The sequence below is a fragment of the Micromonospora sp. RL09-050-HVF-A genome (genome assembly GCF_019374995.1).
In the GTDB taxonomy this organism is placed as follows: domain Bacteria; phylum Actinomycetota; class Actinomycetes; order Mycobacteriales; family Micromonosporaceae; genus Micromonospora; species Micromonospora antibiotica.
Map to the genome: position 1 here is coordinate 2,461,352 of NZ_JAGKQP010000002.1, position 26,121 is coordinate 2,487,472.

The 26,121-nt window shown below is 70.4% G+C and carries 24 protein-coding genes and 1 pseudogene; 7 read left to right on the top strand and 18 right to left on the bottom strand.

Translation table 11 applies throughout. The features are described from left to right. Window positions 1–336 precede the first annotated feature (336 nt). The 3 genes from J7462_RS10465 to J7462_RS10475 form a co-directional block, all read right to left on the bottom strand. The gene (locus tag J7462_RS10465; protein ID WP_219463820.1) at window positions 337–735 is read right to left on the bottom strand and encodes a hypothetical protein; all 399 of its coding nucleotides are present in this window, start codon (window positions 733–735) and stop codon (window positions 337–339) included. A gap of 88 nt (window positions 736–823) precedes the next feature. Then, a complete protein-coding gene (locus tag J7462_RS10470) occupies window positions 824–3,091 on the bottom strand; it encodes a M48 family metalloprotease (protein ID WP_255598425.1) in 2,268 nt (755 codons plus the stop codon). A gap of 318 nt (window positions 3,092–3,409) precedes the next feature. Beyond that, entirely contained in the window at window positions 3,410–4,363 is a 954-nt protein-coding gene (locus J7462_RS10475; protein WP_255597665.1) for a LysR family transcriptional regulator, read from the bottom strand. Window positions 4,364–4,487: 124 nt separating this feature from the next. Here J7462_RS10475 and J7462_RS10480 point away from each other — a divergent pair, with 124 nt between their 5' ends. Continuing rightward, window positions 4,488–5,432 (top strand): FAD-dependent oxidoreductase, encoded by a 945-nt coding sequence (locus tag J7462_RS10480; RefSeq protein ID WP_219463826.1) that lies wholly within the window; start codon window positions 4,488–4,490, stop codon window positions 5,430–5,432. An 85-nt stretch (window positions 5,433–5,517) separates the two neighbouring features. On the opposite strand, the gene J7462_RS10485 is transcribed toward J7462_RS10480, so the two are convergent. Genes J7462_RS10485 through J7462_RS10495 form a run of 3 tightly spaced genes read right to left on the bottom strand, consistent with a single transcriptional unit; the run spans window position 5,518 to window position 7,551 of the window. Further along, window positions 5,518–6,948 (bottom strand): DUF3237 family protein, encoded by a 1,431-nt coding sequence (locus J7462_RS10485; RefSeq protein WP_255597666.1) that lies wholly within the window; start codon window positions 6,946–6,948, stop codon window positions 5,518–5,520. 49 nt (window positions 6,949–6,997) lie between these two features. Continuing rightward, complete coding sequence (locus J7462_RS10490; RefSeq protein WP_255597668.1) at window positions 6,998–7,363, bottom strand: hypothetical protein; 366 nt, start codon at window positions 7,361–7,363, stop codon at window positions 6,998–7,000. After that, the gene (locus J7462_RS10495) at window positions 7,360–7,551 is read right to left on the bottom strand and encodes a hypothetical protein (RefSeq protein ID WP_219463829.1); all 192 of its coding nucleotides are present in this window, start codon (window positions 7,549–7,551) and stop codon (window positions 7,360–7,362) included. Before J7462_RS10495 ends, J7462_RS10490 begins: the two co-directional genes overlap by 4 nt. Window positions 7,552–7,630: 79 nt before the next feature. Here J7462_RS10495 and J7462_RS10500 point away from each other — a divergent pair, with 79 nt between their 5' ends. Together J7462_RS10500 and J7462_RS10505 are read left to right on the top strand one after the other, a co-directional pair. Beyond that, window positions 7,631–7,846, top strand: coding sequence for an AlpA family transcriptional regulator (locus J7462_RS10500; protein WP_219463832.1), 216 nt, complete (start codon window positions 7,631–7,633; stop codon window positions 7,844–7,846). Window positions 7,847–8,404: 558 nt separating this feature from the next. Then, window positions 8,405–9,124 carry a trypsin-like serine protease gene (locus tag J7462_RS10505; RefSeq protein WP_219463834.1) on the top strand — a complete coding sequence of 240 codons (720 nt, stop codon included), beginning with the start codon at window positions 8,405–8,407 and terminating at the stop codon, window positions 9,122–9,124. Between the two features lie 159 nt (window positions 9,125–9,283). Here the strand turns inward: J7462_RS10505 and J7462_RS10510 are convergent, their stop codons facing one another. The 7 genes and pseudogenes from J7462_RS10510 to J7462_RS10540 form a co-directional block, all read right to left on the bottom strand. Then, window positions 9,284–9,619 (bottom strand): DUF6204 family protein, encoded by a 336-nt coding sequence (locus J7462_RS10510; RefSeq protein ID WP_219463836.1) that lies wholly within the window; start codon window positions 9,617–9,619, stop codon window positions 9,284–9,286. Window positions 9,620–9,905: 286 nt separating this feature from the next. Then, window positions 9,906–10,226 (bottom strand): helix-turn-helix domain-containing protein, encoded by a 321-nt coding sequence (locus tag J7462_RS10515; protein ID WP_219463838.1) that lies wholly within the window; start codon window positions 10,224–10,226, stop codon window positions 9,906–9,908. Further along, a pseudogene (locus J7462_RS10520) lies at window positions 10,223–10,655 on the bottom strand (type II toxin-antitoxin system RelE/ParE family toxin). The gene J7462_RS10515 and the pseudogene J7462_RS10520 overlap by 4 nt, the downstream one beginning before the upstream one ends. A 16-nt stretch (window positions 10,656–10,671) precedes the next feature. Further along, window positions 10,672–12,162, bottom strand: coding sequence for a class I SAM-dependent DNA methyltransferase (locus J7462_RS10525; RefSeq protein ID WP_219463842.1), 1,491 nt, complete (start codon window positions 12,160–12,162; stop codon window positions 10,672–10,674). 5 nt (window positions 12,163–12,167) lie between these two features. Next, window positions 12,168–13,574 (bottom strand): restriction endonuclease subunit S, encoded by a 1,407-nt coding sequence (locus tag J7462_RS10530; RefSeq protein ID WP_219463844.1) that lies wholly within the window; start codon window positions 13,572–13,574, stop codon window positions 12,168–12,170. Beyond that, window positions 13,571–17,062, bottom strand: coding sequence for a DEAD/DEAH box helicase family protein (locus tag J7462_RS33250; RefSeq protein WP_308290854.1), 3,492 nt, complete (start codon window positions 17,060–17,062; stop codon window positions 13,571–13,573). Before J7462_RS33250 ends, J7462_RS10530 begins: the two co-directional genes overlap by 4 nt. A 239-nt stretch (window positions 17,063–17,301) precedes the next feature. Continuing rightward, on the bottom strand, window positions 17,302–17,736 hold the full coding sequence (locus J7462_RS10540; RefSeq protein WP_219463846.1) for a hypothetical protein: 435 nt from the start codon (window positions 17,734–17,736) through the stop codon (window positions 17,302–17,304). Between the two features lie 182 nt (window positions 17,737–17,918). Here J7462_RS10540 and J7462_RS10545 point away from each other — a divergent pair, with 182 nt between their 5' ends. After that, window positions 17,919–19,487 carry a restriction endonuclease gene (locus J7462_RS10545; protein ID WP_219463848.1) on the top strand — a complete coding sequence of 523 codons (1,569 nt, stop codon included), beginning with the start codon at window positions 17,919–17,921 and terminating at the stop codon, window positions 19,485–19,487. A 90-nt stretch (window positions 19,488–19,577) separates the two neighbouring features. On the opposite strand, the gene J7462_RS10550 is transcribed toward J7462_RS10545, so the two are convergent. Further along, entirely contained in the window at window positions 19,578–19,841 is a 264-nt protein-coding gene (locus J7462_RS10550) for a DUF6244 family protein (RefSeq protein ID WP_219463849.1), read from the bottom strand. A gap of 397 nt (window positions 19,842–20,238) precedes the next feature. Continuing rightward, window positions 20,239–20,460 carry a winged helix-turn-helix domain-containing protein gene (locus J7462_RS10555; protein ID WP_208570915.1) on the bottom strand — a complete coding sequence of 74 codons (222 nt, stop codon included), beginning with the start codon at window positions 20,458–20,460 and terminating at the stop codon, window positions 20,239–20,241. A gap of 308 nt (window positions 20,461–20,768) precedes the next feature. Between J7462_RS10555 and J7462_RS10560 the strand changes: the two genes are divergently transcribed. Both J7462_RS10560 and J7462_RS10565 read left to right on the top strand, forming a co-directional pair. After that, the gene (locus J7462_RS10560) at window positions 20,769–20,927 is read left to right on the top strand and encodes a hypothetical protein (RefSeq protein WP_219463851.1); all 159 of its coding nucleotides are present in this window, start codon (window positions 20,769–20,771) and stop codon (window positions 20,925–20,927) included. After that, window positions 20,924–21,274 carry a hypothetical protein gene (locus J7462_RS10565; protein WP_219463852.1) on the top strand — a complete coding sequence of 117 codons (351 nt, stop codon included), beginning with the start codon at window positions 20,924–20,926 and terminating at the stop codon, window positions 21,272–21,274. The genes J7462_RS10560 and J7462_RS10565 overlap by 4 nt, the downstream gene beginning before the upstream one ends. A 321-nt stretch (window positions 21,275–21,595) precedes the next feature. Here J7462_RS10565 and J7462_RS32090 read toward each other — a convergent pair whose 3' ends face one another. Continuing rightward, window positions 21,596–21,796, bottom strand: coding sequence for a hypothetical protein (locus J7462_RS32090; RefSeq protein WP_255597670.1), 201 nt, complete (start codon window positions 21,794–21,796; stop codon window positions 21,596–21,598). 415 nt (window positions 21,797–22,211) lie between these two features. Between J7462_RS32090 and J7462_RS10575 the strand changes: the two genes are divergently transcribed. Next, on the top strand, window positions 22,212–22,559 hold the full coding sequence (locus J7462_RS10575; RefSeq protein WP_208570917.1) for a hypothetical protein: 348 nt from the start codon (window positions 22,212–22,214) through the stop codon (window positions 22,557–22,559). Window positions 22,560–22,671: 112 nt separating this feature from the next. Here J7462_RS10575 and J7462_RS32095 read toward each other — a convergent pair whose 3' ends face one another. Together J7462_RS32095 and J7462_RS10585 are read right to left on the bottom strand one after the other, a co-directional pair. Continuing rightward, window positions 22,672–23,094, bottom strand: a complete 423-nt coding sequence (locus J7462_RS32095; protein ID WP_308290855.1) for a hypothetical protein — start codon at window positions 23,092–23,094, stop codon at window positions 22,672–22,674. A gap of 311 nt (window positions 23,095–23,405) precedes the next feature. Next, window positions 23,406–25,922: an FtsK/SpoIIIE domain-containing protein gene (locus J7462_RS10585; RefSeq protein ID WP_219463854.1), complete on the bottom strand. Its 2,517-nt coding sequence runs from the start codon at window positions 25,920–25,922 to the stop codon at window positions 23,406–23,408. Window positions 25,923–26,121 lie beyond the last annotated feature (199 nt).

The following is a 26,121-nucleotide window of genomic DNA, read 5'->3' on the forward strand; positions in this document are numbered from 1 at the left end:
CCTTATGCCTGTCCGTCATAAATATGACGGACAGGCATAAGGGTCTCGGCGAAAAGTGCCTCCGACAGCCTCCGCAGCACCCGACCCACGACGGGAGCGATGTGGTTTCCGGCCCCGGACGAGACCGGAACCCCGTTCCTCCCGCAGCGCCCGGCACACGAGGGGGGCGATGTAGCGGCATCCCAAGCTGCGGATACCGCTACATCGCCCCCTCGTTGAGCCCCGACGCCCCGAGCGCCGCACGCCGGGCGGGCCCGGGGCGGGCGGGCCCGGGGCGGGCGGGCCCGGGGCGGGCGGGCCCGGGCCCGGGTCGGCTCGGGGCAGGGTGGCGGTGGGTCAGCCGCCGGGGGTGATCTCGTTGCCGGGGTCGGTCGGGCGCAGCGCCCGCTGGGCCTCGTCCAACAGCTTCGCCGCGTCGGTACGGCCGTTGACCTGGATCTCCACCTCGGAGTCGCCGACCTGGAGCCGGATGCTCACCTCGGTCCGCTGCTGGTCCACCCAGCTCTGCACCAGGTTGAACAGGCCGGGCAGCAACCCCTGGGCCACCACCGCGATGATCACCGCGTCGCTGAAACCGGCCCGGCCACCGGCCCCGCCCCCCGGGCCTGCGTCGCGGACCAGGGCCCGGTAGCGCGGGTCGCGGTGCAGCCAGGCCAGCAGCGGCACCCGGTGCGGCCCGGCGGCACGCGGGGCCAGCACCAGCCGGGCCGGGGCGGTGGAACGGGGGGCGGTCATCTCGATCTCCCTATCAGTCGTCGCCACGGTGCGACCCGGCACCGGACGGCACCGTCGACACCGGGTGGCTCAGTCGGCACACGCCGGCTCAGTCGTCACCGGGTTGGAAGGTCAGCTTGCCGTCGACCACCGACAGCACACCGCTGACCCCGACCGTCTGGGTGTCGCTGAACGGGGTGGTCCCGAAGTAGCCGACGGTGCTGCCGGTGGCCCGCGCCGACCCCTGCGACTCGTACGCGGTGGAGACCCGCGCGGTGGTCGGGCCGGTCAGGGTCAGCTCGATCCTCGGGTATTCGGTGATCTTCCAGGCGATCTTCTTCACCGTCGAACCGCCGCTGTAGTAGCGCAGCGGGCAGCCCGGTGGCGCGGCCACCGCCTGCGCCGCGCAGCCGTCCAGGTAGGACCGCACGCTCTGTTCCGCCGCCGCCAGCGCCTCGGGTCGCAGGGTGGGCGTCAGCTCCGCGCCGCTCACGCTCTGCTGCCCGGGTACGACGTAGACCACCCGGGGCGCCGTCTCGCTGAGCGCGTTGCTCTCCCCCGCGACCGTGTACGCCCCGGGCAGCAGCGGTACCGCGACCCCCTCCTCACCGGTGGGTGCGGGCACCCCGTTGACGGTCAGCGGGGCCGGGCCGCCGGGCAGGGTCAGGGTCGCCGGGGCGGCGTCGAGGTGCCAGCGGTGGAACAGCCCGAGCACGGCGGAGTCGTCGCGGCGCAACGGCAGCTCGGCGGTCAGCTTCCGCCCGGCGAGGGTGTAGGCGACCGTCGCGACCGCCTCGTCGCCGTCGCGTTCCACCCCCGTCACGGAGACGTCGGTGGGCGGGCGGTAGTCCTTCGCCGCCACCATCCGGGCGAGCTGCCCGCTGTCGCCCAGCGCCGCCCGCACGCCGGGGGTGAGCCGTTCGAGCGCCTCGGGGGCGTCGTGGTCGTCCAGGGCCGCGAAGTAGTCGCTGACGGCCGCCTGGGGGCGGAAGAACGCCCACTGGGTCGCCGTCAACCCGCCGCCGAGGCAGCTCACCAGCACCAGCGCGCCGACCAGCAGCAGCGCCCGGCGGGAACCGACCGTCGCACCCGTCGTACCGCCGAACAGCTCGTCGAGGCCGCGTGCGGTGGCCGCGCGGTCGGTGGCCGGGTCGGGGACGGGGTGGTCCAGCCGGTCCAGGCGCAGCTCGGACGGCGGGTGGGTGGCGCAGACCGCCTCGTCCCAGCCGCTGCGCCCGGTCTCGAAGGAGCGCCGCCGCTCCAGCATGGCGCGCATCCCCTCCCGGTGCCCGGCGAGCACCGCGCCGGTGTCGGCCCGGTACTCGGCGGCCCGGACGTCCCGGCGGTGGCAGGGCAGGACCAGGTAGCGCATGGTGAGCAGCACCGGCCAGAAGAACAGGAACACCACGAAGTCGGTGGCCGGGTGCGGGAACCGGCGCATCAGCCAGGCCGGCAGTGCGTGCACCAGCACCAGCGGCAGGCCGACGCCCCGGATGAACGCGCTGGTCACCTCGTCGCCGGTGCGCCAGTGCACCAGTTCGTGGCTGAGCAGCGCGGCGATCTCCTCGTCGGTGCAGTCGAGTACGGCGGTGCTCACCACCACGTGCCGGGCGTACGCGCGGGCGTTGGTCAGCACCGGGTCGTCCTCGATCAGCAGCCGGGGTTCACCGGGCAGGCCGAGCCGGGCCGCGCAGTCGCTCAGCAGCGGACGCAGCCGTTCGGCCTCGCGACGGCTGAGCAGACGCGCGCCGGAGACCCCCAGCAGCCACGGTTCCAGCAGCACCCGCCCGACGGTATAGAGCAGCCCGACGAGGCCTGCGGCGACCACCATCCCGGCCAGGCCGGTGAAGAGGTTCGCCGGCTCGTCGAAGGCGTTGCGCCAGGGCAGCACCAGGATGGCCAGGAAACCGACCAGGGCACCGAGCGCGAACCCGGCGAACCCGCCGACCACCCCGCCGGAACGTGCCACGAAGGCTTCCAGCAGCGGCCCGACCAGCGGGGCGTCCCGCAGCAGCGCCGGCACCGCCTCCTCGGACTGGGTGCCCCCGGCGATCAGCCCGTAGAGGCCGAGGGCGAGGCCGCCCCAGACGGCTGCCACCAGCGCCAACGGCACGTAGAACCAGGTGGCCAGGAACGAGCCGAGCACGCCCCGCCAGTCCCGCAGGATGCCGGCGCGCAACCAGACCAGGGCACTCGGGTAGCCGGGCGGGCGGTGGGCGAACCGGTCCCCGGATTCGTCGGCGGGCGACCCGGCCACCGCCCCGGCGGGCGGCGCGGTCGGCGACCCGGCGGGCGGCGCGGTCGGCGACCCGGCCGGTGGCACGTTCCGGGCCGGGGCGGGGTCGACTTCGGGTCCGGGCTGCGGGGCGCTGTCCATGTCGGACACGTCAGGGCTCCTCGACTACAGCGTCACCTGCCGAAACGGCGGGACGATTCCATGGGCACGGCCGAACCACCCACGAGCAGAGTGGGACGATTCCACGAACACGGCGGTTCGTACGGGCCGTGGGAGGCAGCACATTACTCGCCGCGAATGCGCTCGGCGATTCATATTCACCGGCAGAAACGTCGGGACCGTCCATTGTCGGATATCCGTCGGAGTGCGCCCGGGTTCGTCGAGCAATGGCGGCGAAACTGCGCCGGCGAACGGGTCCACACCCCCGCAGGATCCGACGCCACGACGACGCCTGACGGATCAGCAGGTGGCGAGCAGGGCGACGAGCCGACGGACGGCCGGGTCGGTGGTGCCGGTCCGCCAGGCCAGGGCCACGTCGACGGTCGGCACCGGGGCGGCGAAGCGCCGCAGGCGTACCCCCGGAACCTTCAGGGCACGGGCCCGGCCGGCCGGGACGGCCGCGACCACGTCGCCGCCGGCCACCGCGCGCAGCAACTGTTCGTCGTCGGGTTCCTGGCGGACCAGGTGGAAACCGCCGTCGGGCCACACCTGGGCGATGGTGCGGTCGAACATGCCGGGGCCGTTCGCCCGGGGCCACATCACCGCGGGCAGCCCGACCACCTCGGCCCGGCGCACCCGGGCCCGGCCGGCCGCGAGCGGATGCCCCACCGGCACCGCCAGCAGCAACTCCTCCCGGTCGACGGGGTGGCAGGTCAGCCCCGCCTCCGGTAGCGGCGGACGGACGAAGGCGACGTCGAGTCGACCGGTGAGCAGCCCGGTCACGTTGGGTGCGGTCCAGCCGGTCTCGGGGACGACCTCCACCTCGGGGTGCGCCGCCCGGAACCGGGCCACCAGCGCGTCCACCCGACCACCCCGGGCCGAGCGGGTGTACGCCAACCGCAGGCGACCGCCGCGCCCACCGACCAGGTCCCGGATGCGGGCGGTGGCGGCATCCACCTCGGCGAGCAGCCGACGGGCCTCACCGGCCACCTGCGCGCCCACCCCGGTCAGCGTGCAGCCGTGACTGTCCCGGTGCAGCAGGGTCACCCCGAGCTGCCGTTCGAGGGCGCGGATCTGCTGGCTGAGCGCCGGTTGGGCGATCCGCAGCCGGGCGGCGGCCCGGGTGAAGTGCAGTTCGTCGGCCAGCACCACGAAGTACCGCCACCGGCGCAGGTCCCACCCGTCCCGCCCTGGGTCCGGCCGGTCCCGGTCGTGGTCCGGTCGGGTCGGACCGGTGGTCGGTGGTGCCCCCATCCGGGGAGCATAAGCGGCACTTATCGCCGGCCGCCGATTCTGTCTTGGACCGGTCCGTCGGGTCGGGGAGACGATCCAGGTCCGGTCGTCCGCACTGCGGGCGGCACCGACGGGAAGGTCGACGATGGACACGGACGTGCTGGTGGTGGGGGGCGGGATCATCGGGTTGACGGCGGCGGTGCGGCTGCGGGAGCGGGGCGTACGGGTGACACTGCTGACCGCCGACCCGCCCGAAGACACGGTGTCGGCGGTGGCCGCCGCCGTCTGGTACCCCAGCCACACCGACGCCGACCCCCGGGTGCTGCGCTGGGCCACCGAGACGCACACGGAGCTGGGCCGGCAGGCCACCGCCGGGGTGCCCGGGGTGGTGGCCCGGCCGACCCGGATGCTGCTGCGCCGGCCGGGGGTGGGCCCGCCGTGGTGGGCGGCGGCGACCGGCGACCTGGTGACCGGGCCGGGCTTCGGCCCGTACGCGGCGCAGCTGCGGTTCACCGCCCCGACGGTGGAGATGTCGCCCTATCTGGACTGGCTGCGGGACCGGTTCACGGCCGCCGGTGGGGTGCTCCGGGCCGGTCGGCTCGACCGCCTCGACGACGGCTTCGCCCTCGCCCCGACCGTGGTCAACGCCACCGGCCTGGCCGCCGGCCGACTCGCCGACGACCCGGCGGTGCACCCGGTACGCGGGCACCTGGTGCTGGTGGCGAATCCGGGCCTGACCACCTCGGTCCGGGACGAGGAGAACCCGGCCGGGATCACCTACGTGCACCCGCGCCGGCACGACGTGGTGCTCGGCGGCACCTTCGAGCCGGACGAGTGGGACACCGGCCCGGACCCGGCCACCTCGGCGGCGATCCGGGCCCGGTGCGTGGCGCTGGTGCCGGAACTGGCCGACGCCCCCGTGCTGGGGGTGCGGGTCGGGTTGCGGCCGGCCCGGCACGGTGGGCCGAGGGTGGCGGTGCGGGCCGCGCCGGGGCGGCGGCTGGTGCACGCGTACGGCCACGGGGGTGCCGGGGTGACGCTGTCCTGGGGGTGCGCCGACGAGGTGGCCCGGTTGGCGCTGGACACCTGAGCGGTGCCACCCGGCCCCGCCTCACCAGGGGGACCGTGGGACGGGGCCGGGCGTCGGGGCGGAGGGGCGGGCACCCTCCCCCGCGCTAGCGGCGTTCGTAGAAGGTGATGCTCACGCCGCCCGGGGCGGAACCCGGGTCGGAGCTGAGCCAGGTGTTGGCGTTGAGGAAGGCGTACGGGCCGGCGGCGCGGGCCTCGAACGTCGGCACCAGCCGGCCGAACGCCCCGCAGTTGCGGACCAGGATCAGCTCCCGGTCGTTGGTGGACAGCACGTACCGGGCGTCGAGCGTGCTGGTCGCGCCGATGAGCTGGTAGTCCGCCCCGCCGGGCAGGACGGTCCCGGTCACCCGGCCGGTCATGGTGCCGCCGGTGATGGGGATGATGTTGCGGGTGCCGCGCTTGCTGGCCCCGACCGAGACGCTGGCCCCGAGCGTGACGGTCTCGGTGAACACCGCCGAGCCCCGGGTGCCGCTGCCGGTCAGGCAGTCCCACGACTGGTTGGCCGTCCCGGCCGGGTCGCGTAGCTGCACGCGCGGGTCGGCCGGGGACACCCCGGCGACGTCGTACACGGCCAGGGTGAGGGTGTTCGTCGCGGTGTCGACGGTCCGGGTGCCGACGTACGTCCCGGTGTTCAACCAGGCGTACGCGCTGGAGTTCGGGGCCTCGAAGTCGGGCACGATCCGCACGGTGGACTCGCCGGCCGGTGCGACGCCACAGGTGCGCAGGTAGATCGGGGTGCCGTCGCCGGTGCGCAGGATGGCGACCTGTTCCAGCTCGGTCGCGCCGGTGCCGAGGGTGAGTTCGAGGTCGAGGCCGCCGGTGAGGATGGTGCCGTTGATCCGGTCCCCGGTGATCGTGCCGCCCCTGATGTCGAGGATGCGGCGGTGGCCGTACTGGGTGACGCCGACGTCGCGGATCGCGCCGAGTTGGGCGGTGGCGCGGAAGACCAGCCGGCCACGGGTCGGGGGCACGAGGCCTGCGGACCGGCCGCAGGTCCAGGACGGGTCGGGCACGATGGTCGCCTCCGCGCCGCTCGGGGTGGTGCTGGGGGTGGGTGGCGGGGTGCCCGGGGTGGGTGTGTTCGGCGTGGTGGGCGGGGTGGTGCTACCGGTGCAGGGGGTGCCGTTGAGCGCGAAGTCGGTCGGTGCCGGGTTGCTGGCGTTGTTCCACGAGCCGTTGAAGCCGAACGACGTGCTCGCCCCGGTGCCGAGTGCGGCGTTCCAGGTGGTGTTGCCGACGGTGACCCGGCCGCCGTTCTGGGTGACGGTGCCGTTCCAGTACTGGGTGATCTGCTGCCCGGCGGTGAACGACCAGGTGAGCTGCCAACCGTTGAGCGGGTCACCGAGGTTGGTGACGGCGACGTTGGCCCCGAACCCGCCGTTCCACTGGCTGGAGACCGTGTAGGTCACCCGGCAGCCGGTGGCGGCGGAGGCCGAGGTGGCGACCCCGACGACGCCGACCAGGGTGGCGGCGGCAAGCGCTCCCGCGAGCAGGGGCCGCCGGTGTACGAGCCTCATCTGGTCCTCCCGCATCGACGGCACGACGCCGCGCACGCACGGTTATGTTTCAACCAGTGTCTCGATCGGACAAACTTCTGTCAATCGACGTATCTCGATTAGGATGCCGTGGTCGACTCCTCCGGACACCGGGCGGCGCGGGTCGCGACGGAGGAACGGTCCTGGAGGTGGGGACCGGCGCGGGGCGGCTCCGAGCCGGGCTCGGGAGCTGGAGTTCGGCCGGCTGGACGTAGATCGAGCGGCGGGCCACCGCGTCACCCTTGGCGTCGATCTGGTAGCCGTCGAGCCAGGCCCAACCGTCGTACGTGATCCACTCGGTGCGGACCCGGATCAGGCGGAACAGGATCGGCCTGACGAACTGCGGGCTCGCCTTCCGCGTCACCTGCACCAGCACCCCGGCCCGCAGCGCGATCATCGCGGCCCCTCCTGGCCCGGCCAGTGCCGCTGGTTGATCGGGATGCGGTGCCGGTAACGGCAGGGCAGTTCGTTGCCGCACCGGCAGACGAACCGCCACCGCCGCCACGACCACGCCGGCCGGTGCCGCCGCGCCAACGTCATCGCCGTGGCGAGCAGATACTCGTGGTAGGACACTCGTCGTGACATACCGACACGGTCCCTGGTGGAGGTTTAGTCAGATGGCAATAGCCGATCGCAAAGTAGGCGACTCGCTACCGTCAGCCACATGAGTCGTGACCCGGTGCTGCTGATGGGTCCGTACGAGATCGCCCAGCGGATGGGTGTCTCGCGGCAGCGGTTCCAGCAGCTCACCCGGCATCCCACCTTCCCGCGGCCCTACCAGGAGCTACGCGGCATGAAGGTGTGGCTGGCCGAGGACGTCGAAGAGTGGATCACGAAGCACCGGCCGCCGCGCCCCACCGAGGACGACACCCCGGAGTGACCGGCCGCACCTCGGCGCACGACCGTTCGTCGCCGGCACTCACGACGTACGCGACACAGTCGGATCTTGGCGGGAGTGGGTCGGACGCCCACGGCAACGTCCCCGCCGTCGGAGGTCAACAGTGATTGTGGAGAGTTCTTGTCGCCCTGGCGACAAGAACTCTCCACGAAGAAGACCGAGGGCCGGCCTTCGCCAGCGACGAGACGAACAGCGCGCGTACGGCGGAACGGCGCGTCGCGGGGTGGCCCGTCTCGGCAGGACGGTGTCGGAGCTGGGCGTTGCGCAGCTCCTGTTTGCCGGCTCCGACTCCCCTGTTCCCCGCCGGCCCGTTCGACGTGCTCGGCGCGGATGTCTTCCATCGCACGTGGCAGGTGGTCGCCCTTCGTTCCCCCAGGCATGTCCCGTACCGCCGACCCGGAACGGCGTACCCCCGGATTGTTAAATCTTGGGGCCGGCACATAGCTGATCTTGTTTGCCGGATTGGCCTCCCCTACGCTCCCTTCTGCCGGCCACGCCAACCGCGTCCATGGCCCACGCAAAGCCTGCCCGAGGAGCACAATGCTGCCCAGATCCACCTTCTTCGCAGGCAGGCGCCTTGCCGCCGTGGCCGTGACGCTGACAACCACGCTGCTTGCCGTCATGGTCGGGCAACCGGCGAGCGCAATCATCGACGGCACCACCAGTGGCAACCTGACGGGCCAGGTGAACATCTGGATCAACAACGGCGCGTCGTTCCAGTGCACGGGTTCCCTGATCGGCGAAAGATACGTGCTGACCGCAGAACACTGCCTGGTCAGTCCGATTACCAGCATGCGCATCTGGACCGGGAACCGAGCCCCGAAACAGGGTCAGCAGATCGCTGTCGACGGTTACGCGGCGGCGGAGAAGGGCTACGACATCGCCATCCTGCACCTTGCCGGGCCGGTCAAGCAGACACAGAACATCGTCAAATACAGTGCCGGCCCTGGGATCATCAAAGCCGGCGTGAACGTGGCCGTGCGCGGCTGGGGCCGCGAAAGCCGGACCGGCACCGGCCCCAGCCCGTCACTGAAGGTCTGCTCGATGAAGGTCGAGTCCTCCGTTGCCGACGTCTTCCAGATCAAGAGGATCAACGGAGTAACCGCAAAGGGCGATTCCGGCGCGGGGGTCTGGGACGGAAGTCTGATCCGAGGTGTCGTCTCCACCGGGGACGAGCAGGCCTACACGAAGGCGGTGCCGACCGCGCTCGTCGCTGACTGGATCTATGCGAAGACCAACGTCCGGGGCGTCACCTCCTGAGCGGCGACTGATCAGGTCACGACCACTGCGGCGGGCCGATCCTGGGATTCCCGGGATCGGCCCGCCCGGCGTTTACGCGTCACCACCGGGAGCGCTGCGGAAGCGGCGGCCAGCCGGGCAGCCCCACGCATGTGCATGCCGATGACCGGGTCCGACCGGCTACCCGCGTGCCCGGTGGCGGATCTTGATGTCGTCGAGGTCGGTCGCCACCGACCGGAGGTCACGGTGGTCGACACCGAGTGCCGCGACGGCTGCTGCGGCAAGCGTTTCCGCCCGCCCGATCACGACCGCCTCCCCGTCCTCCTCGGTGGCCGGGATCAGGCAGCGGAAGGTGAACGCGAGCAGGGACCGCTCATAGGTCACCGTGCCCTCTTCGGTGAACTTCGCCCGGAACACCTCATGCTCATCGGCTCTCGCGAGCAGCGCGGCACGCTGCACGTCGCCGAGCGGCGCGAACTTGCCGCGCACGATGACCTGATAGGTCTTACCGGCCATGGTGGGGACCTCCGGCTCTGCTGAGCACGACGACATCGGATGGGCGGCGAGCTGGTGCGCCCGGAAGGAAGACGGACAGGCCACCGGGCAACACGCCACTGACCGGCCGGTACGGTACGCGCTGGCGACCCTACCGGGAGGGCCACCGGAACGCCCGGGCTTTTCCAGCAGGGCGCCCCACCGAGGACGCCACCCCGGAGTAACCGGCGCACCACAGCACACGTTCGATCGTGGCTGACACGAAACGATGTAGCGGAAGCCGGTCGGACCTGCCGAGCGGTACGGGCTATGCGATGGCGGCAATGTCCCCGTCGTCAAAGTAGATCGCCTGATGGAGGCGTCCGCCGAGTGCAGCGGCATAGCGGGCGAGGACGTCCTGTCCGGAGATCTTGCCCTGCTCGATCTGGGACACGCGCCCCTTGGTGACACCCATGCGGTCGGCAACCTGCTGTTGAGTCAGGCTGCGGGCACGACGTACCTCGGCGAGGCGGTGCCCGACCACCTCGGCGAGCAACTCCCGCTTGCCGGCCTCGACAGCTCCTTCACCCCCGGCCCGTTCCACATGCTCGGCACGGATGTCGTTCCATCGCACGTAGTTGCTGCTCACGGCCGGTTACCTCTCTCCTCGGCACGTTCCTTCAGGTAGATCTCGTAGCGGTGCTCGGCCAGCGGAATCGCTTCGACGTACCACTGGTGCCATTGTCCGGCCTTGTCGCCCGCGACCAGGAGGACGCTTGAGCGCCAAGGATCGAAGGCGAACAGGATTCGCACGCTGCCGGGTCGCAACTCCTTGAGGTTCGCAATCGTCGAGCCGTGGATCGTGTCGACCAGTGGCCGCCCAAGCCCCGGGCCGACTGCAGCAAGAAGGTCGATGGCCTGCACGACCCTGAAGTTGTAGTGCTGGTCGTAGTTGGTCGACTCGTCGAGCGCGAGCGTGGGTAGCTGGATCGAGGCTGTCGATCCAGTCGCGCACCTCATCGACGAGGTAGATGTCCCACTCTGCCACCACCAGCACAGTATAGCGGATGGTATACATGCGCAGGTAGCCTCGGTCAGTCGGCTTCGACCCGGGAGCCTGTCGCGCCGAGGGCTTCGGCGATGGCGGCGAACTCGCGCAGGGCCGCCTGGAGGTCCTCGACGATCTCCTGGGCGATCACCTCGGGTGGCAGCAGCGCGTCGGCGTCCTCCAGGGAGGCGTCCTTGAGCCAGGTGATGTCCAGGTTCACCTTGTCGCGCGCGATCAGCTCGTCATAGGAGAACGCGCGGAAGCGCTCGGTCGGCACCCGCTCGGAGCGGTCCTTGCCGGGCAGGTAGCAGTCGACGAAATCCTGGAGGTGTTCCCGGCGCAGCGGGTTCTGCTTGAGCGTAAAGTGCTGGTTGGTGCGGAAGTCGTACACCCAGAGGTTTTGGGTCCAGGGTTGTTCGCGGGCGCGCTTGCGCTCGAAGAACAGCACGTTGGCCTTGACGCCACCGGCGTAGAAGATGCCGGTGGGCAGGCGCAGCATGGTGTGCAGGTCGTACTGCTTGAGCAGCCGGCGGCGGATGGTCTCCCCCGCGCCGCCTTCGAACAGCACGTTGTCGGGCAGGACGACGGCCGCCCGGCCGTCGATCTCCAACAGCGCGGCGATGTGCTGGACGAAGTTGAGTTGCTTGTTGGCGGTGGTGGCCCAGAAGTCGGCGCGTTCGATCTCGCGTTCCTCGCGGGAGGAACGGCCGTCCTCCCCCACCATCCGGATCGACGAGCTGCGCCCGAACGGCGGGTTGGCGAGCACCAGGCTGACCCGCTGGTCAGGCTCCCGGCCGAGGGCGTCGCGCACGGCGATCAGCGACGGGCCGTTGGGGGTGCCGATGCCGTGCAGCAGCATGTTCATCGCGGCCAGCCGGGCGGTGCCGTCGACCAGCTCGGTGCCGGTGATCGCGCCGTGGGCGAGCCGTCGCCGCTGGTCGGGGGTGAGGGTGCTGCCGTGGTGACGCTGGATGTGGTCGTAGGCGGCGAGCAGGAACCCGCCCGTGCCGCAGGCCGGGTCGGTGATCGTGTCGTCGGGGGTGGGCAGCATGCAGTCGACCATCGCGGCGGTCAACGCACGCGGGGTGAAGTATTGCCCCGCGCCGGATTTCGCGTCCTCCGCGCCCTTGGCCAGCAACTCCTCGTAGGCGTCGCCCTTGACGTCGACCCCGGTGCCCGACCATTCCTGCTTGTCGATCAGGTCGACGATCAGCCGCTTGAGCTTCGCCGGGTCCTGGATCTTGTTCTGCGCCTTGCGGAAGATGGTGCCGAGGGTGCCACCCTCCCGGGCCAGCCCGGTGAGGATGTGCCGGTATTGCACCTCCAGGTCGTCGCCCTCGGCGTCCAGCAGGGTCTGCCAGCTCAGCTCGTCGGGGACGATCTGCTCCGGCCGGAACGTCCGGTTGGCCCGCTCGTCGGCCATCTTGAGGAACAGCAAATAGGTCAACTGCTCCACATAATCGATGGTCGACACGCCGTCGTCGCGCAGCACGTCACAGTAGTTCCAGAGCTTCTGCACCAGACGGCGCGAATCCACAGTGCTCACAGTGGCAAGGTCTCCTGCTGGTAGTCGTCGCCGGTCACCCTGGTCGGCGGTGCCGCCAACTCCCTGGGGGTACGCCGGGAGCGCGTCCGCTGCTTCGGGATGGTGGCCGCCCGCTCGGCCCTGATCCGGGCGAGCAGTTCGGCAGCCGACTCGTCATTGGGGTCCTGCGCCACAAGCCGCCCGGCAAACGCCTCCATGAGCAACGAGGAGCGAAGTAATCTCGCCTTGACGATCGACCTTTGGCATGCGTCTGATACACGATCAACTATCGCCAAGAATTCACGAAAGCGATTTACGATTTCAGCCTGCCGATCTCGACTCGGCAGCCGGAAAGAGAAATCCTGGACAACCTGCTGATCTATCTTCGGCATCGAACCAGCCAGACCCTTAGCACGCGAGCGGAAATAGTTCCGGGCTGCCGGTGTTTGAAGCATGAGGGCCACGAAGGCTGGCAGCGCGGTTTCGTTCACTCGAACCCGAATGACGAGGTCCGGAAAAATAGCCCAGTCATCAGGCCCTTCGTAGATAGCCGCCGTTCCGACCAACTCCGGCGTATTGGACCGTTGGATCAGAATGTCACCTGACTTAAGCCACAGGTCGCCGACCCGCAGAGGGTCGACTGCAGTCATCTTCGTGAAATCGTCTACGAATTCTGATCTCGTGATCGCAGTCAGGGTCAGCGTCCGAACCGCCCCACCTGCAGCAGCCGGAGCAGAGTGTCCGTTCCGCAGCGGAACGGCCAGAATGTCTCCGAGCCTTACAAGTTCGCCGCCTTGCGCATTGAGCCGCGCATACTCCCGCCCCGCCTCACGAAGACGAACAGCCCGCGCGGCGGCACGACGAACCTGTTCAGATGCAGCATCACAACGAACAACCTGTTCTTCAATAACAGCTACGATGCGGCGCTGCTCAGCAAGCGGCGGAATCGGCAAGGTAATTGACTTCAAATTCGCCCCCGAAATACCCGCTTGTCCGGCGGTCGTGCGCGCAACAGCACGCACAAGCGACCGCACCCGTGGAGCCTCAAAGGCATACTGAACATAGCGGGAGTCGGCGAAAGCTGGATTCACTCTGACCCGGATAAGCTTGTCGGGATAGGTGAGGTCGCCAGTCCCCTCAGGAACCCTAGCGCACGCGCCGACGAAGTCGATGTTTCCGTTGTAACGGGTAAAGAGTAGGTCGCCAGGCAGGAGCAGCGCATCCGAGTCTCTTAGCTCGTGCATATCTCGGGTGCTGTAACGAATATCGCCCAGATTTAGCACCCCTGGCCGCACAGAGCTGATACGGAGAATCGGGACCCCGTTCGGCTCAAGCCCTGGGCGAGAGACGAAGATGCCATTCTTGACGGATTCGGCGATTTCTCCAAGAGTTACTTCGGTCCAACCGGGTGGCAGGTCGGTCACGCGGTTAGCTCCTGGTTGAGTTCGGTGAGGAGGGGTTCGGCACGGTTGCCGAAGGCACCCGCGTACCCGTCGATGCCGCCGCGTTCGGTGAAGGGTGCCCCTTCCAGGTCGTCGGGGGTGATCTCCACGCTGACCGCTATCACGTCCTTGATCCTCTCCAGCCACCACACCTGATCGGCAGTGAAGGTAGCGCCCGCCTGCTGTTGCCGCAGCAGCCACCCACGGAAACGCTCCTCTGTGGCCGTACGAAATGGACGCAATTCCTGGTCGTGGCCCAGTTCGTAGCGGATCAGGGCGACCAGGTCGGTCACCCCGCGCGACCCGGACTGCTCGGCGGTGCGGCCGAGCAGCACGTACGCCTGCCACAGCGACTCCGGGGTCCACGCCTGCGGGGGCCGGGCGATCCGGGCCGCGAGCTCCTTGAGCTGTTCGTAGCTGACCCGGCCCTTGCCCTCGTAGAACACCTGCAACGCGGTGATCTCGTCGCGGTGCTGTTCCAGGTAGTCGTGCCAGCTCCGCACGGTCACCTGGGCGCGTTCGGCGGCGGGCACCCCGGCGGCCGACACCAGCTTGTCGACGTTGACCTCGTCGATGGTGATGTCGTGGGCGCGGCGGATCTCCAGGATGCGGTCGCGGAGCTGCGGGTTCGCAGCCAGCGGGCGCAGCGCCCCGGCCAGCAGGTCACGGACGGCGTCCGGCCCGGCCTGGGTCGCCGGGTTGAGCTGTTCGGGGGCGACGGCGTCGACCAGGCCCCGGACGATGCCGGTGAGCGGCTGCCCGCCCAGCTCCGCCAACTCGGCGCGTTCGTCGTCGGTGAGTTGCCGGTCGAGGCGGGACAACCGGGACGCCAGGGTGGCCACCTCGTTGGCGTCGGCGGTGAGGGTGCCGGCCTTGCGCAGCAGGTCACGCAGCGAGATCTGCTGTTCGGTGTGCCGTTGCAGCGGCACCGCCTCGTCCAGGTCGGCCTCGGTGACGCCTACCGCGTCGACGATGACGAACCGGTCCTTCACCTGGGCGTCCGGGGTGACGGACTGGAAGTCGGCCGGGTCGATGGTGCGTGCCCCACGCCCCTTCATCTGCTCGAAGTAGGTGGCGCTGCGCACCGGCCGGAGGAAGAACACACACTCCAGCGGGCGTACGTCGGTGCCGGTGGCGATCATGTCGACGGTGACCGCGACCCGCATCTCGGGGCTGTTGCGGAACGCCTGGATGAGGGTGTCGGGGTTGTCGCCGTCCCGCCGGGAGGAATAGGTGATCTTCCTGGCGAACTCGTTGCCGCGCCCGAACACCTCCCGGACCATGGCGACGATCTCCTCGGCGTGGTTGTCGTCACACGCGAAGATCAGCGTCTTGGGCACCGTGGAACGGCCGGGGAAGATCTCGGTGAACAGCCGCTCGCGGAAGGTCTCCAGCACCAGCCTCAGCTGCCCCTTGGAGATCACCGACCGGCCGACCTGGCGGCCCGCGTACGTGAAGTCGTCCTCCAGCTCCTGGTAGCGCTCGGCGCGGGTGCGGCGGTCGCGCAGCGGCACGACCGTGCCGGCCTCGATCTTCTGCCCGCCCTCGGTGATCTCGGTCTTGATCCGGTAGACGTCGAAGTTGACGTTCACCCCATCGGCGACCGCCTGCTCGTAGGTGTATTCGGACACCAGGTTCTGCTGGAAGAAGCCGAGGGTCTGCTTCACCGGCGTCGCGGTCAGCCCCACCACGAAGGCGTCGAAATACTCGATCACGGCACGCCACTTGCCATAGATCGAGCGGTGACACTCGTCCACCACGATCAGGTCGAACGTCTCCGGCGGCAACTGCGGGTTGTAACCCACCTCGGCCGGGGAGTCCAGGTCGTAGCTGTCGTACGCCCGGTCGTCCAGGTCGACGTCGGGTAGTTCGACGCCGCGCAGCGCCCCGTGGAGGCGCTGGATCGTGGAGATCACCACGTTCGACGAGTCCAGCAGGCCGACCCCGGAGAGCCGGTCCACCGTGTACAGCTCGGTGAACTTCCGCCCGTCGTCGGGGGTCTGGTAGCCGGCGTACTCGCGCAGGGTCTGCTTGCCGAGGTTGTTCCGGTCGACCAGGAACAGGATGCGGCGGGCACGGGCGTGCTTGAGCAGCCGGTAGCTGCTGGTGACCGCGGTGAAGGTCTTGCCCGCCCCGGTCGCCATCTGGATCAACGCCCGGGGTCGGGCGTCGGCCAGCGAGCGTTCCAGGCCGTCGACCGCGTCGATCTGCGCCGGGCGCAGACCCAGCCGGTCCAGCGCCGGCATCCGGCGCAGCCGGGCACGCAGCGTCGGGGCCTCCGGCTCGTCGTCCGCCTCCCGCATCCACCGGGCGAGCGTCTCCGGCCGATGGAACGCGAACACCTCCCGGGTACGCGGAAACGGGTCGAGCTGGTTGACGAAAGCGGTCTCCGTGCCGGTGGCGACGTATCCGAACGGCAGTGCCGCCTCCCGCCGCCACGCGCTGAGCCGCTGCTCGGCGGTCAACCCGTTGAGGTAGCGGTCGAGCTGCGCCTCCACCCCACGCGGGGCGGTGCCCTCCCGCTTGGCCTCGATCACCCCGACCAGCCGCTGGTTGACATAGAGCAGATAGTCGGCGCGGCCCGTCGCCAGGGTCACCTCGCGCACCGCGACACCGACGCCCGCGTACAGGTTGAGCTGGTTCTCGTCCTGGACCTGCCAACCGGCGGCGGTGAGCTGACGGTCGATCTCGACCCGGGTCTGCGCCTCGTTCAGCGGCTCCTGGGAGGCGCGGCGGGCGCGGGCGATGAAATCCTCCCGCTTGGCGGCGGACACCGTCACCGGCTGCGCACTGTCGAATGCCTGCTGCGCCGCCTCGGCGGCCGGTTCGAGACTGGCGACCAACGCGGCGGCCTGCGGGCGTCGGGCGTCGGCGTCCCGCACCGCCTGCTCGGCGGCATCCGTCGCGGCGGCCTGGGCCAGCGCCAGCGACGGTTGCCCGTCCAGCAACAGCTTCGTCTGGGCAAGCTCCTGCTTGTACCGTTCGATCTCGGCGCGCAGCCCCTCGGCAATCGACACCGGGACCTGCGCCGGAGGCGGGGTCGGGGGCACGAAGCCACGCGGGGAACGGTCGTCGGTCAACGCCCGGTGGTACCAGACGCCCAGCTCGAAACAGGTCCGTAGCAGCGCCAGTGCCTCACGGACCTCGCCGAGGTGGTCGTGGACCGCCCGGTTGCCGGTGTCCCGCAGGCGGTCGAAGGCGGCGTAGACCTTCGCGGTGACGGCACCCGAGGTGTGCAACGCCTGCACCTGGTGAAAGAAGGTGTCCTTGGCCGGGGTGACCTGGGTACGCCGTACCAGGTCCCGGGCGAGGACGTCACCGAACGCGCGGGCCTTGAACATCGCCGACTGCGCGTCGACGTAGACGAGCAGTTCCGCCCCGGCGCCGTACCAGACCAGCAGCGGATGGTCCGCCAAGAACCCGAAGTTGGCAGACTGCTCCGCCAGGCGGCGTACCTCTCGATGATCCACGACTCTCCACGTCCATAGCCGACGGTGAACACGTCAGAATATGAACGGGTGTACATTTTCGGAACCTGGTGCGTTATCGGAAACCCGACAACGTCGGGGCACGGGCGACGCCGGGACACGGGCGGCGTCGGGACGCGGGGCGACGCCGGGACAGACTATGCGGGGAAGGCCTTATGCCACAGCGTCATGAATATGCCTGACAGGCATAACCCTCCCCCAGGAATCATCCCCGCCCGGGGTCAGCCGTGGGGTAGCTCCCTGATGGAGCTGGCGACCTCGATCGACGCCTCCGCATCGAACCGGTCGACATCCACCAGCACGTCGACCGCGAGCCCCGGTCGGACCAGCCAGAACGCCTCGCCCCCGCCGGTCAACCCGACGCCGTCACCGCGCCCGAACTCGGCAAGCGGCCACTCAGCGGAATCCCGCTCGTGGTACCCGGCCAGGAAATCGCGCACCTGCAACAGCGTGGTCAGCCGTTCCCCCCGCAACACGTGCACCCGCAGGTCGACCCGGTAGCCGTCCTCCACCGCACGTTCCCAGACCCGGCTGGCGAAGCTGACGTCCTCCCACTCGGAGGCGAAGTCCGACACCAGTTCCCCGGCCCCGTCCGGCACCCACCCGACGTGGAACCCGTCCAGATCGCCACCGTCACGCCCACCCAACTCCGCCATCCCCATCAACTTGCGGCCTCCAGCCCCGTACCACCGACACGAGCGGTGATCACTCCATCACAACGGAGCAGCCGTGTCACTACCGCTTGGCGACGAGCACTCCGAGCCGTGGACGCCCTGCGCCTCACCCGGCGTCCATTGCCAGTTGCTGCGTCCTGTCGTCCACATGCGACGATCACAGCATGGCCCTGGTCTCTGCCGATGCCCTCGCCGGATATCTTCTCGAGGAGGCGATCGCCTTCCTGCTCAGCTCGAACGGATACCGGCTCCTGCAGGACTCGGATGCCGACGAGCAAGCCCTGCGGCAAGCAGGGCACGGCCTGCTTGTTCGCGGCCGGGGTGCTGACCACCAGGCTGACGTGTTGGGCGATCTGCTGATGCCGACACCGTTCTCTCTGCCTGTTCGATTGTTCGTCGAGGCGAAGAACCGCAAGTCGAAGGTCGGCCTGACGGAGGTGCGGAACGCCCACGGCGTCATCGATGACGTGAACCAGCATTATTCGACCGAACTGTCGAGGTCCTACCGGCATCCGTTACGCCGGTACCAGTACCGCTACGCGCTGTTCTCAGCCGCTGGTTTCAAAAAGGAGGCGCAGAGCTACGCGCTCGCGCAGCAGATCTCGCTCGTCGACCTGTCCGGGCCGGCGTTCTCGCCCCTCATCACCTCGGTGGAACGGGCCGCGAGGCTGATCCTCGCCGAAGCGGTAAGCGCGGATCTCACGACTTTCCCAGTCCGGCAGGTACGACTGGCACTCCGGAGTGCGTTCAGCAGCGCGGGCGCCGAGGTGCCTGCGGCCGAGGCGCCCTATCAGGGTACGGACGGCGGCCTGCCCGGGAACATCCTGGCATCCTGGGCGGCCCGGATGACCGCCGAACTGCAGGATTCGGCAACCGGTGAAGGTCTCATCCTGGGCTTCCCCGCAGCGCCGTTCATTCTGGCCATGCACCCCGACAGCATGGAGGACTTCGAGGCTTTCATCGCAACGCACGGCCCGAACATCGATGTGGACATTCGTTTCGGGCGGGAAGGGGTAAGCGGGGATTGGACCATCACCCCTGTGGCAGACCCTGACGCCTTCCGGCTGTCATTCGGTCTCCCCGGCGCGCTCGAGGCCTGGTTGTTGTCCGTACCTGGGCAGGACCGTCGGCGTGCGGCCGAGTCGAGGCAACTCCTATTGCCGACGATCAGCCTGTTTCTGGAGGACCGGCTGATCCGGTTGCGGTATGAGCCGGTCCAAGCGCCTGCCTGGCCTCCCCCCGACGAGGAGCAGGTCGAGGGCGACGCGGGGACGGATGCAGCCGACACCTCGTTCCTGCGCCGTAGCCTCCCGGCACGGCCCCGGCAACGGGAACGTCCCGAGGTGCGGATCGCGGCCGACAACCAGGCCGAGCGGCTGCCACGCGGGCTCCGAGGCTGGTCGGCGCGGTCAGCGGAAGAGCTGATGACCGTGCTCGACGACTCCTACCCGCTGCACGCCAACCTGATCCGTATGGCGGCGCTCCATCAGGGTCGGTTGGAGCGGGCTCAGGTGTACGACATCGCCGAGTTCCCACCCGCTCGTACGCTGCGCGGACTGACCCGCCCCACGAACCGCATCACGGCCTCGCTCATCGAGCAGGGCCGCCTTCCCGAGGAAGTGGAGTATCCGCTCCAGACGGGCTACGACCACGGCGTCCAGGCGACTCACTTCACCGTGCCGCCCGACCTCGTGGCAGCGCTGCGAGCACTCGGACCGCTACACGGCATTTGAACGAGCGATTGTTGCTAGTACGACCAGGCATTCCCCGACCAGACCGGGATGCTGACCACGCTGGTGGGCTGTGGCTACTACCACCAGAGATCAGTTTCCCAACGCGCGTACCTTGGAGATCGTCTCCTGGAGCTGCTGGTAGGCCGGCTGACCGCCCTGCGTGGCCTGGGCGAGCGCCTGCCGGTAGCTGTCGATCACGCCGATCAGCGGGCCGGCGGCGACGCCCTGCAACGCCCCGGCGACCAGGGAACGCGCCTCGGCGGCGTCCTGTGCGGCCGCTGCCGTCTTCGCCCGCGCCTCGTCCAGCTTCTGCGAGGCCGCCGCCAGCTTCGCGAGCATCTCCGCCGCGCTCACACACGCTCCCCCCTGGCCTGTCGACACACCACAGTCACGCCGCCGCACCGACGATGACCACAGAGAGCCTACGAGGTGAACACCGAACGCAGCCACCCCCCACCGGGACCACCCCCACGCGGTACGGGTGACCACCGCCAATGCCCGGCCCACGCAAAGGCCCCACTGGCCGCCCCCGCCCGGCTAACCCCGCTGGGCTACCCCCGCTCGGCTAACCCCGCTCGGTTAGGCCGCCACCTGCGGCCAAGATCGTGCTCGATCCACGATGTAGTGGCCTCGTAACGCCCGCGGGGATGCCACTACAACCAGGAAGTAGCACGATCTTGGCGTCGGCGTCGACATGGGGCGTCGCCGTGGGGCGTCGGCGTGGCAGGGCACGGGGTGTGGGGCATCCCGGTCACTCCCGCTCGGCGACAAACACCCCAAGCCCGTGGACACCCTGCACCCATCCCTGCGTCTGCAAGACGAGAATGGCTTGCCGCACGACGGTCGTCGAGACGCCGTGCTCAGTCTTGAGCTGCATGGTGGAGGGCAACTGGTCCCCTGGCGCAAGCTCTCCTGATTCGATCTGCCCACGGATCTGGTCCGCGAGTTGTTGCCACTTGGGCTTGACGGGCATGTGTGTACTCCCAGGTCTGCCCCGCCATTCGATCACGTGCCACTACTCGTGACAAGTAACGTGTTGTCGTGCTTGCCTTGCGTGACTAGATGTGTAAAGCTCCCATCGATCGGCTCCCAGGTCTGCAAACCCGGAGCTGGTCGGTTCCGCACCCGCACAGAGCGCCCGGTCGGGTCATCCCCCCGACCCGACCGGGCGTGCCACCACCTGCCCACACGCCCCGACTACTTGTGCACCACCCTCACCAAGATCAGATTGCGATTTTGTACACGACACGCCGAGGGGAGTACGCAAATCGCAATCTGATCTTGAGCGCCAGTCGCTCAAGCAACTGGACCAGCACCGTGCAGCTGACCGTCGCCCCCGACGGCGCGCTCCAGCCACCAGACCCCGCCGAGACTCACCGGATCCGGCTCAACACCCACCAGCCCTCGCCCGAGGAGACCGACCTGGAGGTACCCCGATGAACGACCGACCCGACCACCACCCCAGCCGACGACAGCACGACAACCAGCGACCACACGACAACGAGCGAGCACAGGGCGACCAGCGAGCACAGGACAGCCAGCGAGCGCACGACAACCGCCGTCCGTACGACAGCCACGCGTCGGACGCCGACCTGCCCTCGGAGTCCGGCGGCGACCTCGGCCTGCTCGTCTCCGACCAGGACGTCGAGGACGCCGACGACATCCTGTTCGCCCATCCCCCGCGCGTGGTGACCCGCCGGGTCTGCGGCTGTGGCGCGGACTACCCCTGCGAGCAGGTGAGGTACGCCCGACTGATCAAGGCCGCCGCGCCGAGGGGACGCCGGTGAACGCCGCCGAGCTGCGCCGGTACGCCGCCGGGCGGGCCGCCGAGGCATGGCGGACGTTGGCCGACCACGGCATCGAGACGTACACCGGGATCTGTCGGGGGTGCGGCCGGGGCTGCTCCCCGCCGAGGTGGGCGACCGGCACCAACTCGATCCCGACCCGGCGCAGGCGAAACAGGTACCGACCGTGCGGCCCGGCGGTGACCACGTCGGCAACAGCGGCCGCGAAGGGCTTACCGCCCGACCTCTCCGGTGGTCGTCCCCGTACGAAAGACCACCGGGAAAGCGGAGGCACCGAATTCGGGAGATCAGAAGAGGCGGAGGTCAGCAGACGTTCGCCGTATTCCAACTCACCTTCGTCACGCCCATTGGTACATAGAAGAATCCGTCGCCGGGGGTAGCACAGTCCGTGCCGGTCATAATCGTTCCGGCAGAGTTGAAGCGCCAGCTGATCGCGGCGTTTCGGTTCGTGTAGTTGTAGTAGTTGAAACCCGTGATGTTGCCGGTCCACTCGGTGGTGGTCACCAGGGACGGAGTCTCCGTAGGGACCCCGTTCGGGTGATCCCAGTGGGGCCAGACGCAGAATGTGCCCGGCTGGCAGTTCCCGGGCGGATAGACGCCGGCCCCCAGCTGGGGTGCCGCCGAGGCAGGAGGGGCCACAGCCAGCACACCGGCGACGACCCCGGCGATGGCGAAGGATTTCAACAGCACGGCTACCTACTCCCATTGATGCTGGTGGATCGAAATCTCAAGCTACCGCCGGAAAATTGCACGGTCAAGTACCTGACGCTCGCGGGGTGCCGGCAGGAAACTCGGGCCACCCGGCGGCAGCAATCAGTGACGAGGTTGTTGACACGGGGAATACAATCGATCCAGATCAATTCATTGCGGGTGAACGAGCTCCGGCCCCGTTCCTGGACACCGTGAGGAAGGGAAGCTCATGCGCAGTTTCACCAGCCGAATCGCTGCGGGTCTCGCCGCCGCATTGATCACCACACTGGCCGTAACGATACCGGCGTCGCCCGCAGCCGCTGTCGAGACGCTCAAGGTCCCCGACGTCGGCCTCGTCTTCTACCAGGCCACCACGCAGATCATCGTCGGCAGACAGGCCACGCCCGACGGCATCTGCCGCCCGGTCCCGGCAGAGGCGATCTGGGCGATCGGCTGGAACGGCTTCGGTTCCGTCTCCGGCTACCGGACCTCCGACTGCACCGGTACCGCGTCCGAGCTGAACAACTTCCACAGCTGGCCGTACGAGGGCTACTACCTCTCCTACCGGGCCGGCTGACCAGCGTTCCCGGTGGTCGTTCGCACACGAGCACCGGGACGAGGTCCCTTCTTCACCGCCGCCGCAACGACCACCACCGCCGCAGCAACCGCCACCGGCCCCGCCAGGCACCTCACCGCACGACGCGGAACAGCAGCAGGGTCACGCAGTACGCCAGCGGCACCAGCAGGACGCAGACGACGAAGCCGAGCGGGGCGTACCGGGGCGGATCGGTGCTGGCCAGTGCCGGCCGTCCCCACCGCCCGAGGATCAACCAGCCGGCGACGAAGGAGATCAGCGGCAGCCCGGCGCAGGTCAGCGCGCCCAGGGTGAAGCCGTCGACCACGCCGATGCCGTTGGCGACCACCAGCACCAGCATGACCAGTGCCCCGACGGCGGCACAGCCGGCGTAGACGGCGACCGCGCGGGCGGTCGGTGACCAGGTGGGCAGCAGAGCAGGCCGCTGGGCCAACGCCTCGGCCTGCTGCCCCAGCCGGTCCGCCTCGTCGACCAGCCGCCCGGTCTCCGCCAGCACCACCGCCGGATCGCCGTCCACCCCGGACCCGCCGGGAGCCGTGCCCGCCCGGGGGCGGGCCCCGGGGCCGAACCGGAGCCGACGGCGGGACCCGCACCGGCCCCGGGGACCGGCCCCGGACCGGGGGTCGGGTCGGCCACGGCAGGTAGGCCGGCGGCGGCGGCGAGCTGGGTGAGGCGCTGTTCCTGGGCGGCCAGCCGCTGACCGAGCTGGGTCACCCCGGCGTGCAGGCTCCGGCGGCGTTCCGCCTCGGCGGCGGCACCCCGCTCACCCTCGCGGATCCGGGCGGAGAGCTGCCGGACGGCCGCCGCGTAGTCGTCGTAGCCGGCCACTCAGCGTTCCTCCTCGTCGGGCTGGTGTCCGGGGCGGACGAACGGCACGATCACCGTGCGCCGCTGGGCGTGCCGGTCGACCAGCAGGGCCCGGTTGGGGCGAGGGGTCCACACCAGATCGGTCACCCCGAGATACAGCCCGAGATCGTCGGCGGGCACGTTCAACGCCACCAGGCAGGCCACGTCGTCGCGGTTCTGGCTACCACCGAGGTCGTCGGCGAGCCGACGCAGCCCCCGCCACCAGCCGAGCAGGTGCACCCCACGCCCCGGCCCCTCCCCCAGCAGCGCCCGCAGGTCGTCGTGGCCGGTGCGGTAGGTGTCGGGGTCGGCGGCGGCGAGCACCGCGCCGGCCGCGTCCACCCCGAAGACCACCAGGTACGTCCGGCCGCGCTCGCCGGGGCCGGCGGTCAGCGCACCGATGCGGGCCCGCAGGCCGGCCGCGTCGACCTGGGTCACCTGGTGTCCGGCGGCCTTCAACCCGGCAGCCGTGTCGTCGGCGAGTTCGTCGGCGGCCGACACCAGCGGGACCAGCACGAACTCGGCCTCGCCGGGGCGGTGCTGGCCGGCCAGGCTCAACGCGGCGGCCCGCAGCACGTGCCCGCCGGTCGCCGAGGTGCCCACCACGGCCAGGTGCCGGCCGGGGGAGGCGTCCAGGTCGAACCGGGCGGTGCTGCCGACCACGTCGACCGTCCGGCCCACCAGCACCGCCGGGCGGCGGGTCACGGCGGCGGCCGGCATCGGCTCGTCCTCCACGTGGGCGGTGGCGTAGCCCCGGAAGACCGCGGGCGGGCCGGTGTCGTCGGGGCGGGCGTCCCACAGTTCGTAGCGCAGCCGGGCGAGCTGGCGGGCGTCGGCGTGCGCGTCGGGGAACCGCAGCAGGGTGTCCGCGCCGGCCGCCCCGGCGGCGGTGTTGACCAGCGCCGTGCCGATCCGGGTCGGGCCGGTCACGGTGGCCCGGGGGCCGAGCACCGGCTCACCGCCGGGCAGCGCCACCCGCAGCGCGAACTGCCCGAACAGCGACTCGGCCCGGCCGTACAGGGCCTCCACGCCGCTGGTGCTCTGACTGGCCAGCACCAGGTGCACCCCGTACGAGCGGCCCTTGCGGGCCAGCTCCTCCAGCAGGTCGACGGCTTCCCGGGCCAGCCGGTCGTTGCCGGCGAACAGCACGTGGAACTCGTCGATCACGGCCACCGTGCGGGGCACCGGTTCGGTGTCCGGCAGGTCGGCGAGCTTGGTCACCCCGTGCCGCTTGAACAGCCCGGCCCGCCGGCCCAGCTCCCGGCGCAGCTCCCGCAGCACGGCCAGGCCGTACTCCCGGTCGGATTCGACGCCGACGGCCCGCGCGTGCGGCAGGAACGACGGGTCCCGTTCGGTGGGGACGAACTCGGTGAAGCTGACCCCCTCCTTGAAGTCGAGCAGCCACAGCTGAAGCTCGGCCGGGGAGTAGCGGGCCGCCAGGCCGTAGAGCACGTCGAGCAGGAAGACCGTCTTGCCCGCGCCGGTGCGGCCACCGACCAGCCAGTGCGGCGTCGCGTCGTCGAAGGCCAGCACCACCGGGGTACGACCCGAGCGGCCGACCACGGTCCGCAGGCCGGCGCGGGCGGACTCGCTCCAGCGCCGCTCGGGCAGCAGGTCGGCCAGGTGCAGGGCGGTGTCCCGGCGCACCTGCGCGCCCAACTGGTCGGCCAACGCCTGGACCGCCCCGGCGGGCGGATCGCCGTCGAGCAGCACCGGCACGGGCAGGCCGGTGCCGTCGGCGCTGAACGGTTGCCCCGGCGGGTCGCCGATGCGGGCGTAGCGTTCGTCGAGGCGTACCTCGGTGGTGCCGCCCAGCGCGGGTGGGACCTGCCCGGGCGTGGTCACCGCGCGCCCGGCGAACAGCACGCACACCCCGGCGGTCGGGCCGGCGTGGGTCAGCGCGGCGAGCCGGGCCAGCTCCCGCGGACCGGGCGCGGACGCGGCCACCACCAGCAGCAGTTCCGGTTCCCCCGCACCGGCCTGGGCGGCGCGGGCGTGCGCCTCGGCGGTGTCCAGCAACGCGCCGATCTCCGCCTCGGTGGTGGCGACCCCACCGAGCACCCCGGCGTCGCGCAGCGGGCGCAGCGGAATGAAGGTGGCACCCCACGCGGCCGGGTCGATACCGACCACCCGCACGCTGCCCGGCGTGGCCGTGCTGAGCAGCCGCAGCACCAGCACCCGCAGCAGCACCGCCACCCGGGGATCGCGGGCGTCCCGGTCGACCGCCAGGTGCCGGCCGGCACCCAACGGCAGCAGCAGCGGGAACCGTCCGTCCGCCGTGGACGCCTCCCCGATGCGCACCGGGGCGGGGCCGCCGTCCGCCGGTGGGGCGGCCAGCGTGTCGGCGAGCCGGGCCAGTCGGGCGACCAGGTCGGCGGTGCGTTCCGGGACGGGCTCCCCGGTCAGCCGGTCCAGCAGCGCACGGGCCGCCGTCCACCGCTGCCGGGCCTGCCGGTGCGCGGCGACCGCCTGCCCGTACGCCGATGCGAGCCTGCCCACCCACTGCTCCCCACCGCCGCGCTGACGAATCGAGGGAACCCTAGCGCCCCGGCCGGTCGGCACGCACGACCCGCCCACCGATCAACTCGTCGGCGTCCCGACTGCGGCCCGCCGTCGGCGTCCCGACTGCGGCCCGCCGTCGGCGGTGTCGCCCGGCGCTCCGGTGGGGCGCCGGAGGCGACCGACGCCCGACGCCGAC

Bases quoted from the DNA above. Each gene is read 5' to 3' on its own strand.
- J7462_RS10505 (WP_219463834.1), top strand. From the start codon at position 8,405: ATGCTGCCCAGATCCACCTTCTTCGCAGGCAGGCGCCTTGCCGCCGTG.
- J7462_RS10555 (WP_208570915.1), bottom strand. From the start codon at position 20,460: ATGCCCGTCAAGCCCAAGTGGCAACAACTCGCGGACCAGATCCGTGGG.
- J7462_RS10540 (WP_219463846.1), bottom strand. From the start codon at position 17,736: ATGGCGGAGTTGGGTGGGCGTGACGGTGGCGATCTGGACGGGTTCCAC.
- J7462_RS10490 (WP_255597668.1), bottom strand. From the start codon at position 7,363: ATGATCGCGCTGCGGGCCGGGGTGCTGGTGCAGGTGACGCGGAAGGCG.
- J7462_RS10510 (WP_219463836.1), bottom strand. From the start codon at position 9,619: ATGGCCGGTAAGACCTATCAGGTCATCGTGCGCGGCAAGTTCGCGCCG.
- J7462_RS10475 (WP_255597665.1), bottom strand. From the start codon at position 4,363: ATGGGGGCACCACCGACCACCGGTCCGACCCGACCGGACCACGACCGG.
- J7462_RS10485 (WP_255597666.1), bottom strand. From the start codon at position 6,948: ATGAGGCTCGTACACCGGCGGCCCCTGCTCGCGGGAGCGCTTGCCGCC.
- J7462_RS10495 (WP_219463829.1), bottom strand. From the start codon at position 7,551: ATGTCACGACGAGTGTCCTACCACGAGTATCTGCTCGCCACGGCGATG.
- J7462_RS10575 (WP_208570917.1), top strand. From the start codon at position 22,212: ATGCGCAGTTTCACCAGCCGAATCGCTGCGGGTCTCGCCGCCGCATTG.
- J7462_RS10545 (WP_219463848.1), top strand. From the start codon at position 17,919: ATGGCCCTGGTCTCTGCCGATGCCCTCGCCGGATATCTTCTCGAGGAG.
- J7462_RS10500 (WP_219463832.1), top strand. From the start codon at position 7,631: ATGAGTCGTGACCCGGTGCTGCTGATGGGTCCGTACGAGATCGCCCAG.
- J7462_RS10480 (WP_219463826.1), top strand. From the start codon at position 4,488: ATGGACACGGACGTGCTGGTGGTGGGGGGCGGGATCATCGGGTTGACG.
- J7462_RS10465 (WP_219463820.1), bottom strand. From the start codon at position 735: ATGACCGCCCCCCGTTCCACCGCCCCGGCCCGGCTGGTGCTGGCCCCG.
- J7462_RS10565 (WP_219463852.1), top strand. From the start codon at position 20,924: ATGAACGACCGACCCGACCACCACCCCAGCCGACGACAGCACGACAAC.
- J7462_RS10470 (WP_255598425.1), bottom strand. From the start codon at position 3,091: ATGGACAGCGCCCCGCAGCCCGGACCCGAAGTCGACCCCGCCCCGGCC.